Genomic DNA, 15032 nt, shown 5'->3' on the forward strand with positions numbered 1-15032 from the left:
TCGTTCATGCTATAATTCAGATGGTTAGCGGGGGTATTTAGTTATTTGACAATTGTATAAGAAAGGATGAACGTTATGACACTTAAAGAACCGATCTATCGAAGTCAGAGTGTTGGAATGGTTAAAGTCGGAATCAAAGATGGCGATCAGATTATTGCTAATGTGATTGGTAATAATGTAATCACGATCAGTTCCCAACTTCACCGTGCCACTGTTACCGGTCCTGATCGCGCCGGACGCTATGGAATTGGTGAGTATGTCTACTTCATTATCGACAAACATCACCATCCACTTTCTGTCCCAAAAGATAAGATCCAGCAATACTTTGGTGCATGAGATTTCAGTAGAATGCATTAGCATTCGTGCCCACCCCTTGCTGGAACACGGATAGAAACTCTCTCACATCGATTCAGATACGATCTGAAAATTTCCACAAACTAATCCGTCCCCAATCAACCCCGCTACCAGTGACGGAAGTCTGTATCGAAAAAATCGCGTGACTTTGGCAACCGTATCAATATTATTAAAGTTTCACAACAACCGGACTGGAATTTAATTCTTGTTCGGTTGTTTGTTGTTCAGCTTATTTTCTATCTGTAAAAACCAACCATTAAGAAAGGTCGTCTTTATCGTTTGTTAGCAAAATCAAACTATCAATCCCCAATTGGGGAAATCACCATCTTAAGTAGCTCTAATGGCTTAGCCGGATTATGGTTCGTTGGACAAGCCCATTACGGTGCCAATTTCAAACTTAACCAGGTTCCTATGAGAAAAACGGCTGTTATTTCACTGACAGCCCACTGGTTGGATCTTTATTTTACCAATCAACATCCGGAGGCACAGATCGTCCCATTGGATTTAACTGGAACTGAATTTCAACAACGAGTTTACCGAGCCCTCTTGCAAATCCCATCGGGAAAAACCTGTACGTATCAACAACTGGCCCGTCCAATTAATCCCGCCGCCGTCCGTGCAGTTGCCAATGCGGTTGCAAATAATCCAATTTCTATTATCATCCCTTGTCACCGAATTCTTGGAAAAAACGGTAAGTTGACCGGGTACGCTGGTGGACTTACCAGAAAAAAGTTGCTCTTAGCGCATGAACAAACCGATTATAAGTGGACCACCTAACGCCTAAGTGCTAATCCATGAAATATATTACAAAAAGTAATAGCATTGATGACATAAACTTATTAGAAAAGGTGTGAAGATGATGAAGTTACAGCTTGCAATTGACCTTGAGGACATCGATGGGGCCATTAATTTGATTGAAAAGACTCAGGAAAGCGTTGATATCGTAGAATATGGAACTCCGCTTGTGATTAATTTTGGTCTTGAAGGCCTGGCTAAAATTAGGAACCGTTTCCCTAATTTAACCTTACTGGCTGATGTTAAAATTATGGACGTTGCTTCGTATGAAGTTAGTCAAGCATTTAAATATGGAGCTGACATCACTACCATTCTGGGAGTCGCTGAGGATCAATCCATCCGAGATGCCATTAAAGTTGCTCACCAGGCTAAAAAAGAACTATTGGTCGATATGATTGGTGTCCACGACGTTGCTCGCCGAGCGCGAGAAATTGATCAAATGGGAGCAGACTACATTGCTACTCACACCGGTTACGATCTTCAAGCCCAGGGTGAAACTCCTTTTGCAACGTTCAACACAATCAAGGAAAACGTCACCAAAACTAAGACGGCGCTGGAAGGTGGCATTAAGCTAACTAACTTGGATGAGATTAAGCAAGCTAATCCCGACTTGCTAATTGTTGGAGCTGGAATTGCAACCAATGACGATCCTACAAGCGCCGCTAAATCCTTCAAAGCGGCAATTAAATAACCAGATGGTAAATTCAAAATCGTGGCAAACCATTATTGCCGAGCTAGCCAAACAACCGATTAACTTAACGAACCGGGACTGCGAAATAATCGAGCAAGCGCCCCGCATTTTTGTTTCCGGGGGCGGACGATCTGGGCTGGCAATCAAGGCGCTTGCAATGCGCTTGATGCAGTTAGGCAAGACCGTCTTTGTTGTCGGTGAAACGACGACGCCAGCAATTCAAGAAGGCGACTTATTAGTACTCGCATCTGCTTCTGGAACCACTCCGGCGATCGTTGAGCTTGCCCAAACTGCTCAGCAGGCTGGCGCTGTGATTTGGCTCTTTTCCACTAACAAATCAAATCCAATTGCTACCATTGCTAAGCAGGTTACGCTCCTTCCCGGCAAAAGCAAACAGACTGGTCGAACTGCCACCTCATCTCAACAGCCATTGGGTAGTCTGTTTGAACAGTCTGTTTGGATTTTTGGAGACGCTCTTGTACTTGCCTTAATGAACGACCAGGGAATTACTGAACAGGAATTACGTTCTCAACATGCTAACTTAGAATAATGCCAACTAGACCAGTCGGACAGTTTTACTTCTGTCTCCTGGTCTTTTTAGTACTTTATTTGACTACCAACTGTTGTAAAAATCCTTTGAAATAACCAGCTGTCTTCATTTCTTCATCAATAAAAAGATTGTGTCCTGCGTTTTGCAATAGAACCACCGTACTATTTTTCACCCGCTCACCCAACTCCAGCTGTTGTTGAAAACCAACTATCTGATCGTGACGACCAGCCAATATCATCAACTGAGTCTGCGGACTGATAAACCGGGGCAGATCACTTTCAAACTCCAGCTGATAGTTTCGTTGAAGTGTTTCAATAAAACCAGCATCGCGGCGTTGGAGTCCTGGAATAATTAGTTGTTGATATAAATCCCACTGATGAGGGCCAATCTTAACGTTCATTGCTAAAAAATCGGTTTTAAATTCCTTATGGCTAATGTAATTAACAGTACCAAACGGTTTCGTCACATGTTGGGCAAGTACTCGCTCTTCCTTATGCGCCTTTACCACCGGGCAGGTTAGAAAAATTCCTCTGATTTGACTACCAAACGTTTTTGTTAAAAAGCTCGCAAGATATCCACCAAAAGAACGACCGCACACCACGAATTTTTCATTATCCAGCTGCGCTTTGATAAAGGTAACTAAGGCAGCCAAAACGGTTTGCACATCAGCCTGCGGGGTGCCTGGTGAATTCCCCATCCCGGGTAAATCTACGTAGTAACGTTTCCAACCAGACCCCTTTAACAAAGGTTCAAAAAAATCCCGCATGGAGGTCCGATCAAGGGCTAATCCATGGATAAAAACAATTGGGACTCCTTGCCCCACTATTTGATATGAAATCATCTCAAATCCTCCTGATTACAGACTAAAATTGTCAAACTGACCACGGTGATAGTTGGTTCTGATAAATAAATAATGCTATATTTAAGTTAGCTAAATGTGTTAATTTGAGAAAATGAGGTTTGCCAATGGATCAACGGAGTATTAGAACTAGAAAGGCCATTAAAACGGCCCTTATCAATTTAATGAAAACGACCAGCCTGCCAAAAATTAGTGTTACAGAGGTGGTACGAACGGCTGGCATCACTAGGGCCACCTTTTATTTGCATTATCAAGACATTGATAACCTTTATGATTCTATCTGTGATGAAATTCTTCGCGATCTTAGCCAAATTCTCCAAACAAGTTATCAAGACCAATCCAAAGTCAATTATGCTTTATTAAATCAACAACTGTATGATTACTTGTCACAAGATGAAGTTATCCATACTTTTTTAAAAAATGAACGAAATCAACTTTTACTTAGCAAAATCAAAAAATTATTAATCAAAACAGTTATGAGCCACGAAAAAATTCAAGTTACGAATTCGTATTCACAGGTTGAAATCCCCTTTATCATCTCAGGAGCTGTTGATGTTTATGCCCAAATGATCACCGACTTAATTCCTGTTGATGCCCAAACTGCTGTCAACGAGATGACTACAATTTTAGCTAAATTTTAGGTTGTCAAGCTTATTTCTCTGTACTCGTCAATTGATCTCAATTAACTTATTAATCGACAGCAGATAAAGATATTTACTGGTGACTGGTTGTTTTAGCATGTCAGCTAACGCCAAAGCATAAATATTAACCTGGCCAGCATACTGATTTTTAATTTTTTGAATATCAGTTTCAGGATGGTTAGGATTTACAAAGCTAGTTTTATAATCGAATAGGCAAACGCCTCGCTTTGGGTCTGCTAAATAACCATCAATAATACCATGCACCAACAATTGTTGTTTCGCATCGTGATGAAATTCTGTAAATAGGCGATCCGCATTGATTACTAGTGAAAAAGGAACTTCTCGCTGTAGTTGCTCGGGATGCTGCAAAATGCGTTGTCCAATTGTCGTCTGGTAAAAAGCTACAATCGCATCAACCTTAATATTGGCAGCAAGTTCTTGGGCTAACAGCTTTTCTGAAACTAGTTGTTGAATTAAAAGCTGCACTTGAACAACTGTAACCGGTTTTGTTACATCTACCTTCTGTAAAACTAAATGCGTAGCCGTTCCAACTTCTTGTGGACTAGGAATCCCCACTTGCTGCATAAACCGTGGTTCGGCAAAGTTCTGATTGTTGTAGCGTGTGTTTTTTAAAAGCTGGTGTTCTCGTTCATTAATACTCCCGAGTTGAATGTTATCAGGATCATCGAACTGGCGCTTAATCTCTGACACTGATTGATAAGCCGTCGTCTTCGTGGCATCCTTATAGGGGTATTGAAAATTCAAATATTGTTGCACTACGGACTGACTTAGTTGGGGGGTAGCACTTGTACTTTTAACCTGACTAACTTGCCGACCATTTGAACGTTGCAAATCAGACGCAGCCAGAAATTTGATTTGAAAAGCAGCGGAACTATCAACCAGCGACTGCTGCGCAATTTCCCCTGCCTGCGCTTGCTGCTGATACGTCTTCGTGCGCACCAGCGCTGGTCCAATCCAGTCTAAAAAGCTCTTCGCTTTTGCTCGTAATGCTACATCAAGCACTCGTTCTTCACTTTGAAGGGCCTGCTCCCATTTACTTAGCACTGTAGTCTCGGCATCCGCCTGGGGACTCCCCTTCACAATTCCCGTAATAATTAGTTTTTGCTTGGCGCGCGTGACTGCGACATATAACTTCCGCATTTCCTCTGACAGCATGCGTTGCCGACCTCTTTGCACAATGGCCAAATATTGCAATGAAGGAAATCGGGCTTTTTGATTCGGTAAATAACACCTAATACCAATTCCATAGTCAGCATCTAATACGCTCGCTGCCCGCAAATCAGTTTCATTAAAACCATGGTTGGCATCCATTAGAATCACCACAGGATACTCTAATCCCTTACTTCCATGAATTGTTTTAACTGTGACGGCATTTGCCTCTGCTTCAACTGGAGCTTCCCCCAAGTCTTGATTCTGTTTTTGGAGGCGCTTTACAAACTGCACAAAAGCAAACAGTCCACGAAAGCCATTTTTTTCATACTCCTCCGCTCGCTGATAGAGTGCGTGCAGATTGGCTTGTCGTTTTTTCCCAGCTGTCATGCCCCCTACATAATCCAAAAAACCTGTTTGTTCATAAATTTTCCAAATCAGTTCAGCTAAACGATGCTGAGTCGCAAAATCTCGCAGGTGCTGCAATACTTGTAAAAAGTGTTGAACCTTTGCAAGAACCGCATCTCCGAAGGGAGTTGGTTGGTCGTGCTGATACAAATTGGGGAAATCAAGCACGGCTTGGAAATAATTCCCCATTTTTTTAGTGATTCGTAAAAAGGCCAGTTCATTTTCATTCATACCGACCATTGGCGAACGGAGCACGGCAGCTAATGGAATATCCTGATATGGATTATCGATCAGTTGCAGCAATGACATTACGATTTGAATTTCCGTCGTCTTAAAATAACTCTCCGAGCCATCGATCATAACTGGAATCTGGTGTTCAGCAAAAATGCTTGCGATTGAAAAATTGTTGTGCTTAGTTGCTGCTAACAATGCAATATCTCCATATTCAATCGGGCGCATTTGCTGCTGTTTACGATCATAAACCTGATACTGATCATGAATCAGTTGCTCAATGCGTTCCGCAATCATTTCAACCTGCTGTTGTTCATTAGGAACTTGCATTGTCACTTCATCAGGAACTGGTTCATCCGCTTTATAAAGAAGCACTTCTGTCTTCGTATCGAGCTGATCTGGATAATCATGCGCCCCAAATTTCAAGTAATTATCACCAGTATAATCAATTTCTCCCAGTTGCTGATTCATGATTTGGGAAAACAGTAAGTTCGTAAAATCATCGATATTTTGCACCGAACGAAAATTATCAGGCAACGTAATAAGCGTATTGTTTGGTTGATCGGGGTAGGTCTGGTATTTTTCCCCAAATAAACTAGGATCAGCTAACCGGAACCGATAGATTGACTGTTTGACATCCCCCACCATAAACAAATTTTCAGGGTCAGACCGTTTTAAAGCAGCTAAAATGGCATCCTGCAGTCGGTTATTATCCTGATACTCATCGACCATGATTTCATTCAGATATTTACGGAAATAGTCCTGAAGTTGTTGCCCGGCTGGCTCATCACTAGTTAAAATTTGTAGCGCAAAATGTTCAATGTCAATAAATTCATAAGTTCGTCGCTTCCGTTTGGTCTCCGCATAGGCAGTTGCAAATTGTTGTACTACCTTTACTAATTTACGCACGAGTTGTTCAGAGCGTTCCATGACCTGTTGGTTCTCGCTTTCACTGGCAAAAAAATAATCATCTTGGAGCTTTTGGAGCACTTTTTTAGCCATTGTTCGTCGTTCAGTCAGCTGCTGCTTAGCTACCAGTTGCTCATCATCAAGCTCTTTTTTTGAAATCCTGGGAACGTTATCAAATTTAAAATTGGAAAATTGCTCGCGAAGCTCATCCCAACTTTTTGTGGTCAGCTGGTTCGCCAAATTAGCTAATTTTTTTCGTTCAGCTTCAAAAAGATCCAAGTGTTTATCTAACCCTGCCTGCTCTGCTTGCTGAATCAATTGTTGCCAGTCCTGATCCATCTGTCGAAACTGATTTTGCATGGCTGGCAGTAACAGTTTTTGATACAAGGCACTATTCGTCAAAGCGCCAGACGTCGCATAAAATTCTGGCAGACAGGCAAGCCAATGCTGGAAATCAGGAGTGACATTAGCAAAATCATACAACTGAAATAGGACCGTGGTTAAACCATCATCACTGCGATCACTGGAAAAGTTTCTAGTTAATGCGGCAAAGCTCCCATCATCATTACCATAGAGCTGTTCGCGAACCGTTTCCCAAACCCGGTCCCGTAATAATCCTAATTCACTTTGATCCGTTAAAATCCGAAAATCAGGATCCAAGTTGATGATATAATAGTATTTTTTAACCAACCACTGACAAAAAGCATCCAGGGTTTCAATGTGGGCTGTTGGTAGCAAGCGCAACTGACTAACCAGTCGCTGCTTGAGTTGTGGATCCTGCGCCACATTTAGTTCATCAATGATCAGCGTCTTAATACGATCGCGCATTTCTTTAGCGGCAGCATTAGTAAAGGTCACAATCAGCAACTGATCAACATTCACCCCTGCCTTAATCTTTCTTAAAACTCGCTGGGTAAGGACACTCGTTTTTCCTGATCCAGCCGAAGCCGAAACGAGCGTATTCCCAGGAAAGTCTTCCTGAATCGCACGCCGTTGTCCAGGCGTCCACTCGGGTTTACTCATGTTGCTGTGCCTCCCTCATGATTTGCTGTAAAATCGTGTTTTTATCTTGGTTGATGATCTCTCGATACTGATTTTCTGGCAGCATTGGGTCAAATTGCATAATTGGTTTATAAGGTGAATATTGTAACGTTGAGGTTTGGTTATACTGCACGGGTGCCAAGGTAGTTTCTCCCGCAAAAATACGTGTTGCAGCTTGTTGCATTAATTTTTCGGTATGGTTTAACAATGCTTGTAGCTGTTCGGGAGTCACGGCTTGACTATTCTGGCGCAGCTGTCCGTCGTTTTTTAACGAAATGGGATAGATCGTGCTTAGATGAACCGGATCAGCCAGCGACTTAATAAATTCGGGATCATTAATTAAAATTCCACTTTCAAACCGATGTTTTTTTAACACCGCCGCTGTAATTTGTTGCTGATCATCCCAATTTTTAACCTCATTCGGTTTTAAAACTGGTGCAAAGATGTGCATATACAACGCGCCTGATATTTTCGCATCCGGTGCTCCTAACTGTGCTCGATTTTGCCAAAGTGCTTTTAAATATGTTAGTAATTGTAATTCTATTCCATCATAAACCGCATTGAGTTCTAATTTTTTATTTCCCGATTTATAATCAACCACTCCTAGATAATCATGATCAGCAACCTTTATCCGATCAATCCGATCAATGCGCCCTTGCACATTTAACTGATGTTGCTTATCTAAATCATAATGCAAACCTGCATAGGGCTGACCCGGACCAAAGGCAACTTCACTAACTGCCGGACGGGCTGGAGTATAACTTGCCTGAGTTCGCATGGTTTGTACCATCTCTTGGACAGTCTGGATTAACTGTGATTGCAAGTATTTCATTCGTTGAGAACTTTTCAAAATTTCATATTGATAATTAACGTCTTGTTCAATCATCTTAGTAGTAATTTCTAACACCAGTTCGCTAAGATCTGCATCGCTCAAAGCCGCCAGATCCAACCGTTGTTCTCTAACTGCTTTACTAAACTGATCCAGTGCTTCGTGGAAAAACTGTCCCGTATCGGTCGGACTAATTTCAAACTCCGATCGTTCACGGAGCTGCAATCCGTACTTTAAGAAATATTCGTATGGATTTTGATAAAAATCTTCTAATTTAGAAATTGAAGTCGTCAGATTCGTGCCATACAAGGCCGTTACAATCTCTGGACGTAAATTTTCCGGTTCATTCTTATACTGCAAGCTGGCAAGTAACCGCTTCGTTAACTGTTGTAGTCCTTGATCAGGTGCATTAAGTAATACTGTCTGCACCTGTTGCCAGTCACTACTTAGTGGCAAACCAGCCTTTTTACTAGCCAGAGAAGCTGGCAACAAATAATGTAGCGCCGATCGCGCCGTTCCTAGGTACGGAGTCAGATTAGTTTCTTGCCCAGTGGGAGTATCGTTAACCGTTCTGAGAGGTAAATCAAAATAATTTTGAATGCGAGCGACATATGGAGACAGTTGCTTTTGTTGCTCAGCCACATCACCCCCGAGATTATAGGAAAAATATAATCGATCACTCGGTGTCATCATTAACAGGTAATCATCATACGGCTCATTTAACATTTGTTGCGTGCTAGTTGCTTGCAGATACTGATCAGGATACAACCCTGCTTCTAATTGGTCACGATCTCCATCAGTTAGTAACTGCTGATTATCAATTTTCGCTGGAAAATTAGTGTCATCGGCACCTAAGATGAAAGTGATTTTTTTATCTGGAAGATGCACTCGACCCGCCTCAGAAATCGTAACTTGATCTAAAGTCGAAGGAATCTGAGAGTAGCTAGCTCCTACAAACCCGGCTTGCAACAATGACCAAAAATCGTCAACAACAAACTCATGCTGGCCTAGCACGGCTACATAGTCATCTAAAATCTGACAAAATTGATCCCAGACCTGTTCCGACTGGCGAGCGGCCTGTAACTGTCCTGCTTCAGTCGCGTTCGTCTGCCATTCTTGTAAACGAGCTGGCACGCCATGGTTAACCAAAAAGCGATACAAGACCGTCGCAGCCGTTTTCCCGTCGGGAGCTTGCTTTAACTGGCGATAAAACGGGGGCAAATTGTTTTTAATAAAGTGGCGAATCAGATTGATTTCTTTTGATAATTGTTGGTTTTTATCAACCACGACCCCAGTTTCAGCATTATAGGCTTGTGCATACATCCAATCTTGCGCTTGCGTCCACCGTTTTCCTTGGTATCCGTTTTTCAACACTAGATTTTCACACAATGCCACTGCCCGCCGATATCGGTTTAGTTCTAAAGGGTGTCCCTCGTCATCTTGAGGAAGTAATAATTCGGATTTTAAGAGCGCCATCACATCGTCATAGCGATAATTTTGGGCTCGATTAGGGCGGTCAATTGCTAATAAACTAGCTAACATCCCCACTAACGGGTGCTGATCCATCTGTTGTTGATTATCGGTGAAATATGGGATTTGTAACATTGAAAAAACCGGCTGTAAAATTGACTGATACTGGTCCAGCTGTCGCGCCGTTACCAAAATATCGCGATACCGATAGTTTCCAGTTGCTACCAATCGCCGAATCTCGGTTGCCAATTGCATTAATTCTGCAAAAGCCGTTTTAGTAACGCTGACCTGCAGCGCATCGTTTTGGTGGGGACTAGGCGGGAGCGGCGTCTCCATTTCATTACTAGCAATCCAATATTCTTCTAACTGTTGTAAGCCGAGTGCTTGCGACCGCGACGTTGCCCAACGATCAGCAAGCTTTTTTGCATGTTGCTCTGCATAATCAGTTAAATAATGATATAGCTGTGTCGGTTGCGCAAACAAGCTTTCCTCATTTGCTGCTATGGCTGCTTGAGTGAGATTTAAATCGATGGTGACTTGTGCCCTTGTAATCAGTGTCTGAATAATTTGTAACTCGCGGGCGGAAAAATTTTTAAACTGACTAAAATAAAAATGCATCGTACTAATTTGGGCATCATCCAGACCTAATAAATACTCGTTAAGTAGTTCCAGTAGTTCTGCTTGGTACAAGTATTGCCCATCGGTTCGTTGCACGAACTCTTGATAAATAATTTGTAGATCATGGAGTTTATCATGCAATTCGGGATTGACTTGGTCAGCTCCCAAATCACTTAGTTGCGCTAAGTTATCGGCACTAATGCCCCCTTGTTGTAGTTCCATTAGCTGATCGGCAACCTGTTGAATGAAGCCGGCTTGTTTCCCCTCACCACGGTAGACCGTCAAATCAGCCCGCCGATCTTCAATAATTTGATAAATTATCATATTAATTGCCATTGGTGATAATTTCGGCAACTGATAAGCAGCTTTAGTATTCAGAAAATACCACACTAGTCGCGAAAATGAGAAAATTTGCAATTGATTTTGCGCATAAACTGGCTGCTGTTTTTGATTTAAACTCCGCAGCGTTTGCAATTCTGATTCAAATTTAACGTTATTAGGTACCACATAAAAAAAGGTGTCTGTCCTTTTTTTTGCCATTTGGTGCTGTAGATCGTCGATAACGGCACCGGCATGGTCAGCACTCCCTGGTCCCAAAATAAATTTTAAAGTCATTAATTCTCCTTACTGCTTGCAACAACGCCCACCGACTGATTAAGAAAGCGATCCGTTACAACTGCTTGCATCACTAAACTAGCCATTGTTTCATATGAAACTTCTCCAGCTGGCATCTGGGTTCCTTCGGCAAACAAATTAATTGGACGAGTTCCACCCGCAACTAAATCTCCAGGACGAAAAATCGTATAGGGAACTTCAGTTTCATCAATCACCTTTACCGCATATCGCTGTTCACGCAGGTACTCGGGAACATCATTGATCTCGTTATATTTCAAACTCCCTTGTACTTCTTGATCAATTCCCGCCGTAGCAATCATAATAATCCGATTGATTGATCCCTTCCGTACCAATGGATGGTCTAACACTTCGGGGATCACAAAGTCAGTCCCATGCCCAGATAATGCAAAAATAATTATTAGTGGTACTTGTGTTTGCAGTTGATTTATCTGCGCCAGTTGCTCGCTCGTTCCAGCTATCTGAGTTAGGGACCAGTGGGAATCATCCTGAAAACGCATCTTAATCCCAGTTGCTAGCGGACCAGTGCCAACCAGTAAAATTTGTTTCATTTGTGTCATGAGCGCCCTCTCTCTTTCAACTAGCAAACCACTTTTTAAACTAGCTCTATTTTAAATCATTTTAAGGTTAGCTGAACAATCTCTGAATTTTTAAAAATAAATAAAGTTCGTGTTTGAAAAAATATCGCGCTCGTTGTATGATTAATTAGAACTTATTTCGTTAATTAACGAACTTTATTTAAAGGAGTTAGGTATGGGAACCAGAATAGCAACTTTTTTTCATTTTAAAGAACTCAGGACTAATTTCAAGACCGAAACCCTTGCCGGGATTACTACATTTATTTCTATGGTTTACATTCTGTTTGTAAATCCGAACGTTCTCGGAGCAACGGGAATGGACAAAGGAGCCGTCTTCACGGCGACCGCCATGGCAACTGCTTTTGGTTGTATCTTGATGGGCGTCTTAGCGAACTATCCGTTTGCCCTTTCCGCCGGATTGGGAATCAATGCTTTCTTTGCTTACTCTGTCTGTATTGGAATGAAAATTCCTTGGCAAACAGCCATGAGCGGAGTTTTAATTGCTGCCGTTCTTTTTGTCTTACTAACAGCCGTCAAATTAAGAGAGTTGATTATTAATGCCATCCCAACCGATCTTAAAGCAGCCATCGGTGGCGGAATCGGACTATTTATCGCCTTTCTTGGATTTAACAACGGGGGACTCGTTGTTGCTAATAAAGATACCCTTGTCAGTCTGGGATCACTCACCACTCCCACAACCCTTCTGACAATTGCCGGGCTATTAATTACCCTCTTTTTGATGAGCGCCCGCATTCCTGGCGCAATTTTTATCGGAATGGTACTGTCTTCCATCATTGGCATGGGAACCGGCTTGATCAAACTTCCTAGTGCACTGGTTGCAGGAGTTCCCAGCATTAAGTCAACTTTTCTCGTCAGCCTTTCTAATCTCGATAAGATTAATACCCCGCAATTATTTGTAGTTGTTCTAACCTTTCTCTTAGTGACCTTCTTCGATACAGCAGGGACGTTAATCGGTCTAGCAGAACAGGCCGGCTACATGAAAAATAACCAGATGCCACGAGTCGGACGGGCGCTCGCTGCCGATTCTACTACCATGCTAGTAGGTTCTCTCCTCGGAACCTCTCCCATGAGTGTTTACGTAGAATCATCGGCAGGAATTGCTGTCGGTGGACGCTCCGGATTCACCGCAGTTGTCACCGGAATAATGTTTGTTCTAGCAACTTTCTTTTCGCCACTTCTTTCGGTTATCACTAGTCAAATTACAGCCCCAGCCCTTATCATTGTCGGCGTTTTAATGGCGAAATCCCTAGCACAAGTCAATTGGAACAAATTCGAGGTAGCCGCTCCCGCTTTTCTAATTGCCATTGGGATGCCCCTTACTTACAGTATTTCAGATGGAATTGCTTTGGGATTCATTGCTTATCCAATTACCATGATTGCTGCCAAACGTGGTAAAGAAGTTGGTCTCATGATGTATGGTCTTGCCATCATTTTCGTGATATTTCTATGGATTCTCAATCAATAATCTTTAAAAGTGATAAACTTGATTTGAAGTTATTTTTCCTATCAAGTGAGGCTTACCTATATGTATACAATTTCAGACTATTTGCTCGATATCCTAAAATATTTGCGTGTCACCGACGTGGTCGGGGTTCCTGGTGACTACAATTTAAATTTCTTAGATCACCTTGAGCAGCGAACCGATTTAACCTGGCGGGGTAATCTGAATGAATTAAATGCTGCCTATTTAGCAGACGGTTATGCTCGTAAAAATGGTTTTAGTGCCCTAGTAACAACCTTTGGTGTTGGTGAACTGAGTGCCCTTAACGGTTTAACCGGTAGTCAGGCTGAGCGTGTTCCTGTTTTAGAGATTGTGGGAACTCCCGCTACTACAACCCAACAAACCCGACAACTCGTTCACCACTCGCTACCTCATCAGGATTTTAGTTTTTCTAAGCAAATCCATCAAAACCTCGGTATAATTACCGGTCAAATAACGGTCAATAACGCCATTACGGAAATCAATCGTGTCATCCAAGCCATGTTACAAACCAAGCAACCCGGCTATCTTCAATTACCAGTAAACCTAGCTAATTTACAGGTCAACCCAGTTTTCAAGACCCGCATTCCAACACTAATTGCTGGGTCAACAAAACCAGAGACACCACCACTAACGCTATTAAACGACATTTGCCAACAATTAAACACGGCACAACATCCCGTGCTTATCATTGGATCTGCGGTCGAACGTTTTCACCTTAAAAACGTTGTCCAAAAATTTATTACTAAGCACCAGTTACCTTTTGTCGATCTAAATGAAAGTAAGGGGGTTATTGACGAAAATATCCCTCAATTCATAGGTACCTATACCGGCAATATCTCTAATCCGGTGGTTCAGCAATTCATGCAACAAGCCGATCTTTATTTAGCACTCGGACCAATCTTATCAGATGTTAGCACGGGTGGTTTTACGCAAACCTTTGCTAACTACAACACCATTTTACTGACTCCGCAAGAAATTAACTTTTTAGGTGAACAGCGTTTCCCAGCAAATCCAGAGAATTTTACTGCGACAATTAAGGCGCTTTGCCAGAGCCCTAACGTCTGTCATCAAGCCGGTCCCACAAATCCATTTCAGTTGACTCCCCTGCCAAGTGGACAGCAACAGCCTCTGACAGAAGATTTTTATCGTCAGGCCCTGGAAACCTTCGTACAAACCGGTGATACTCTAGTGGTAGAACACGGAACCTCCCTTTTCGCATTAGAAAATAATCGGTTGCCTGGAGATAATTGCTATATTTGTCAATCTTTATGGGCTGCGATTGGCTATACCTTTCCAGCCGCGCTCGGTGCTAGCTTAGCAAATCGCCAGCACCGAGTCATCCTATCAATTGGTGAGGGATCAATCTTATTGTCACTGCAAGAACTCGCTTTTGCTATTAAAAACCAATTAAAACCGTTAATTTTTATTTTAGATAACCAAGGTTATACCATCGAACGAGTTATTCAGGGGTTAACTGCTTCATATAATGATGTTCCCCAGCTTAATTACCAAACGCTCCTGCCCGCTTTTGGTGCCACTGCAAAGACGGCTCAATTCTTTGACGTCAAAACTAACGCTGAGCTAATTAGTGTCTTGAAAAAACTACAACCGGCAAACCAACCGCTAACTATTGTGCAACTTCGGCTTGAAAAAACGGATGCTCCAGCAAATTTAAAAAAATTCAGTAAACTAGTTAAAAAAAATAATCAAAAATAAAGCTGCCCGTAATAAGGACAGCTTTATTTTTTAAA

Annotated in this window: 11 protein-coding genes; 7 read left to right on the forward strand and 4 right to left on the reverse strand. The window is 42.1% G+C overall.

Annotated elements, in window-relative coordinates:
• Positions 1 to 75 precede the first annotated feature (75 nt).
• From B808_RS02750 to hxlB, 4 genes are all read left to right on the forward strand, one after another.
• Positions 76 to 336 (forward strand): hypothetical protein, encoded by a 261-nt coding sequence (locus tag B808_RS02750; protein WP_035421799.1) that lies wholly within the window; start codon positions 76 to 78, stop codon positions 334 to 336.
• A gap of 297 nt (positions 337 to 633) precedes the next feature.
• Complete coding sequence (locus B808_RS02755) at positions 634 to 1131, forward strand: methylated-DNA--[protein]-cysteine S-methyltransferase (RefSeq protein ID WP_035421801.1); 498 nt, start codon at positions 634 to 636, stop codon at positions 1129 to 1131.
• A 79-nt stretch (positions 1132 to 1210) separates the two neighbouring features.
• Positions 1211 to 1840: a 3-hexulose-6-phosphate synthase gene (hxlA, locus tag B808_RS02760; RefSeq protein WP_449751080.1), complete on the forward strand. Its 630-nt coding sequence runs from the start codon at positions 1211 to 1213 to the stop codon at positions 1838 to 1840.
• A complete protein-coding gene (gene hxlB / locus B808_RS02765) occupies positions 1791 to 2390 on the forward strand; it encodes a 6-phospho-3-hexuloisomerase (protein ID WP_225349218.1) in 600 nt (199 codons plus the stop codon). The genes hxlA and hxlB overlap by 50 nt, the downstream gene beginning before the upstream one ends.
• Positions 2391 to 2445: 55 nt before the next feature.
• Here the strand turns inward: hxlB and B808_RS02770 are convergent, their stop codons facing one another.
• Positions 2446 to 3231 carry an alpha/beta fold hydrolase gene (locus tag B808_RS02770; RefSeq protein WP_035421805.1) on the reverse strand — a complete coding sequence of 262 codons (786 nt, stop codon included), beginning with the start codon at positions 3229 to 3231 and terminating at the stop codon, positions 2446 to 2448.
• A gap of 125 nt (positions 3232 to 3356) precedes the next feature.
• On the opposite strand from B808_RS02770, the gene B808_RS02775 reads away from it, so the two are divergent.
• The gene (locus B808_RS02775; RefSeq protein ID WP_035421807.1) at positions 3357 to 3890 is read left to right on the forward strand and encodes a TetR/AcrR family transcriptional regulator; all 534 of its coding nucleotides are present in this window, start codon (positions 3357 to 3359) and stop codon (positions 3888 to 3890) included.
• Between the two features lie 27 nt (positions 3891 to 3917).
• On the opposite strand, the gene addA is transcribed toward B808_RS02775, so the two are convergent.
• From addA to B808_RS06365, 3 genes are read right to left on the reverse strand one after another with little or no spacing between them, the layout of a single operon-like run.
• Positions 3918 to 7631, reverse strand: a complete 3714-nt coding sequence (gene addA, locus B808_RS02780; protein WP_035421809.1) for a helicase-exonuclease AddAB subunit AddA — start codon at positions 7629 to 7631, stop codon at positions 3918 to 3920.
• On the reverse strand, positions 7624 to 11181 hold the full coding sequence (locus B808_RS02785) for a PD-(D/E)XK nuclease family protein (protein WP_035421811.1): 3558 nt from the start codon (positions 11179 to 11181) through the stop codon (positions 7624 to 7626). Before B808_RS02785 ends, addA begins: the two co-directional genes overlap by 8 nt.
• Positions 11181 to 11759 carry an NAD(P)H-binding protein gene (locus tag B808_RS06365; protein WP_051393797.1) on the reverse strand — a complete coding sequence of 193 codons (579 nt, stop codon included), beginning with the start codon at positions 11757 to 11759 and terminating at the stop codon, positions 11181 to 11183. The genes B808_RS02785 and B808_RS06365 overlap by 1 nt, the downstream gene beginning before the upstream one ends.
• Positions 11760 to 11952: 193 nt before the next feature.
• Between B808_RS06365 and B808_RS02795 the strand changes: the two genes are divergently transcribed.
• Positions 11953 to 13263, forward strand: coding sequence for an NCS2 family permease (locus B808_RS02795; protein ID WP_035421813.1), 1311 nt, complete (start codon positions 11953 to 11955; stop codon positions 13261 to 13263).
• 60 nt (positions 13264 to 13323) lie between these two features.
• A complete protein-coding gene (locus B808_RS02800) occupies positions 13324 to 14997 on the forward strand; it encodes an alpha-keto acid decarboxylase family protein (RefSeq protein WP_035421815.1) in 1674 nt (557 codons plus the stop codon).
• Positions 14998 to 15032 lie beyond the last annotated feature (35 nt).

The sequence above is a fragment of the Fructilactobacillus florum 8D genome, assembly GCF_000512295.1.
In the GTDB taxonomy this organism is placed as follows: domain Bacteria; phylum Bacillota; class Bacilli; order Lactobacillales; family Lactobacillaceae; genus Fructilactobacillus; species Fructilactobacillus florum.